2 protein-coding genes are annotated in these 3055 nt (G+C 56.2%); one reads left to right on the forward strand and one right to left on the reverse strand.

From position 1 onward, the window contains the following. Positions 1-415: 415 nt before the first annotated feature. A complete protein-coding gene (locus ACJ8IN_RS24580) occupies positions 416-1336 on the reverse strand; it encodes a LysR family transcriptional regulator (protein WP_060422599.1) in 921 nt (306 codons plus the stop codon). Positions 1337-1443: 107 nt separating this feature from the next. Here ACJ8IN_RS24580 and ACJ8IN_RS24585 point away from each other — a divergent pair, with 107 nt between their 5' ends. Then, positions 1444-2751, forward strand: a complete 1308-nt coding sequence (locus ACJ8IN_RS24585) for a serine hydrolase domain-containing protein (protein WP_440493285.1) — start codon at positions 1444-1446, stop codon at positions 2749-2751. Positions 2752-3055: the final 304 nt, after the last annotated feature.

Consider the following 3055-nt stretch of genomic DNA (forward strand, 5'->3'; position numbering starts at 1 on the left):
AACCGTTATCACTTACATAAGTTCTAATTAGGTGTGCATTATCACCGTCCCCATAAATATCTAAGCCGCTTATGGATTCGCAGGGTACGTATAACTTCCTCTTCTCACTTATCGACATAACAAACAGATAGTCTACGGATTCACTGAAAAGCTGGAGTTACACAAAAAATTGGTATGCTATTATGCACCGATTACAGCATACCCTTATCTCTCAGCCTTTCTATTAATATCGGACTACAAAGCGGTAATCCAGTGCTAACATCTTCCAGGATGACCATCTGTAGAGCGCCATTTTCTATGCACATAATTTTTAACCAATAGTGTTCCAATTGCATGAATTAACAGCCTTTCTATATACCAATTGGACTATAGATAATTAGTTGAAGGAGCGAATAACTACCGGTGAAAACATTACTCAGTCAGCCTGATTTTTCAGCAAAATCGTTCCGCCGTTTTCCCCCCACAACCCCGGCAACAATCCCAGCGTCTCATCAATCAGCGCCCGCCGGTCGTTACCCGGCTTCCAGATGGTCACCATGGTTTGGCTGATCCCCTGGCTGCCCACTTCGGTGCTCAGCGTGTTGACGTTTTTCCACTGTTCGGCGTGCATATGCGTTGGCAGGAATCCCCAGCCGCAGCCCTGTTCGAGCAGGGCGCGCAGCATCTCCAGTTCGTTGGTGAAAATGGTGTGCCCGGAAATTTGCAGGCGGCGCGCCACCGGTTCGTCAGAATCCGGGTGCATGATCACCTGCGGCGTGAGCGAGAGCTCCAGCAGCGAGAGCGGCTGTTCCGCGCCGGGGAAAAGCGCTTTAGACGCGTAAAAATCCATCTCTATCGCTCCTAAGGCGCGCCACTCCATGGCGTCGCCCACGCTGCGATGGCGTGCCTGGCAGATGCCCAGATCGGCCTGGCCGCTTGCCAGCAGGCTTTCTGCTTCGTCGCGCGAGGCATTAATCAGGCTCAGGCGCGTGTTGCGTTGGACCATGGCGGCAATCAGCGCCTGCAGCAACGCGCGGGGTGTAAAGGGATCGTAGACCAGCGAGATTTCCTGCGCCGCGCTCTTCGGTACGTCTTTGGCAAACGCCTCAAACGCTTTCACCTGCCGCATCAGCAGGTGCGCCTGGCGTTGCAGCTGTTCGCCCTCCGGCGTCAGGTGCAGGCTGCGCCCCTCGCGCAGGAACAGCGCATAGCCCAAGCCATCCTCGAGAAAATCAATCAAATCGCGCAGCGTCGTGCGGTCTTTGCCCAGTTTGAGCGCGGCTTTCGCCAGGCTGCCGTGCTCGGCCACGGCGGTGAAGGCTTCCAGTTGGGCAAAGGAATAAATAAGGCTCGGCACGCGGTTCTCCCGTCGATTTTGCGGGGGATTTTCCCCCATCAGGCGTTTTTTATTATAGGCCGCGTTTTTTTAAGCTGAACGCCTTCCTGAGCTAAGCGAGAAAAAATATGAAAAGCAAAGTGTTTAACCGCAGCCTGCTGGCGGGCGTTGTCATCAGTCTCTGCAGCGGCCTGTTGGCGCCCGTTGCGCTGGCCGCCTGTGCGGGCACCGAACTCAGCGCCTGTCCGGCGCCTTTCGATGCGCAATTGCCGGACACGCACAAGATGCTCACCTGGAGCCAGAGCGACCGGGTGATCGGTTTTCGTAACGACTACCGCAACTATGCGGGGGATGTATTTCATCACGGTAATGCCACACCGCTGGTGGCTGCCGCTAAACCGCTAACCGATGCCAGCTATCGGGTGAATGGCAAAACCTACCACCTGCAGGATTACCTGCAGCGCCAGAACGTCAGCGGCATGCTGGTATTGAAAGACGGCAAAATCGCCTGGAAATATCTGGGGGAGGGCAATACCGACGCTACCCTGTGGACATCGCGCTCCGTGGGCAAATCCGTGGTCGCCACGCTGGTGGGCGTGGCGATTAAACAGGGCAAGATCCGCTCGCTCGACGATCTCATCACGCAATACGAACCCGATCTGAAAGGCACCGCGTGGGACGGCGTGACCCTCAGGCAGCTGATCACCCATACCTCCGGCGTGGCGTGGAATGAGGATTACACCAACCCGAAATCGGACTTCGCGCAGCTGACCGAGTGTGAAGCCAGGCCCGGCACCTACGCCTGCGTACGCAAGCTGGTAGCCGGTTTGCAGCGTGCGCATCCGGCCGGGCAGAAATGGTCTTACTCCTCCGGCGGCGCGTGGCTGCTGGGCGACGTGCTGGAGCGTGCCACCGGCAAGCCGCTGGCTGCCTATCTGGAGCAAAACATCTGGCAGCCATACGGCATGGCGAACGACGGCGTGTGGCATGCCTACGCCAAAGGTCAGCACGACGTAGGCGCGCACGGCTTTAACGCCACGCTGGAAGACTGGGGGCGCTTCGGCGAATTCATTCTGCATAACGGGAAGCTGCCGAACGGCAAACAGATCTTGCCGGCCGATTGGGTAGCCCAGTCATCCAACTGGACGCGGGCGGCAGGCTCGGTGTCGGCGGCGCACCCTAACGGCATTTACGGCTTCCAATGGTGGAACAACGCAGTGCCGGTGAATGCGGCCAATGTGGAACCCGCCCCGCAGGCTTCCCTCAAACATTCCCTGTGGGCGCTGGGGATCTTCGGCCAGATGATTATGGTCAATCAGGCGGAGAATCTGGTGATTGTCCAGTGGTCCACCTGGCCGCAGGCGGAGCCGTCTTTCAGCGCACAACCGCTGGAGGCCTCGCTGATGTTTAGCGCGATAGCGAAGGAATTGCGTTAAAGCTGGTAAGACCGCCATCTTTTCGACTGAATAGTATGAGCTGAGTGACTGCTGGTGATAGTGAGAATGCGCCGGCGGTTTCTCGCTTCGGACACTAGCGACCTCGCTCGTAGCCGGCATGACTTAGTTATGGACTGGTTGATATGGGGACTGCCAACATTCAATAATAATGTGCGGCCATACTCCTCAGGCTTTCAAGTGTTTCTTTATCATAAAGACCATCAAAGCGCGGGATTTAGGGGCATCCGTATTAGGGATGAAACATAAAGATAAAATCCACCGAGAGCAGAATAAGTAAGGGAGC

The sequence above is a fragment of the Serratia sp. CY31944 genome, from assembly GCF_052169175.1.
GTDB classification, from domain to species: Bacteria; Pseudomonadota; Gammaproteobacteria; order Enterobacterales; family Enterobacteriaceae; genus Serratia; species Serratia sarumanii.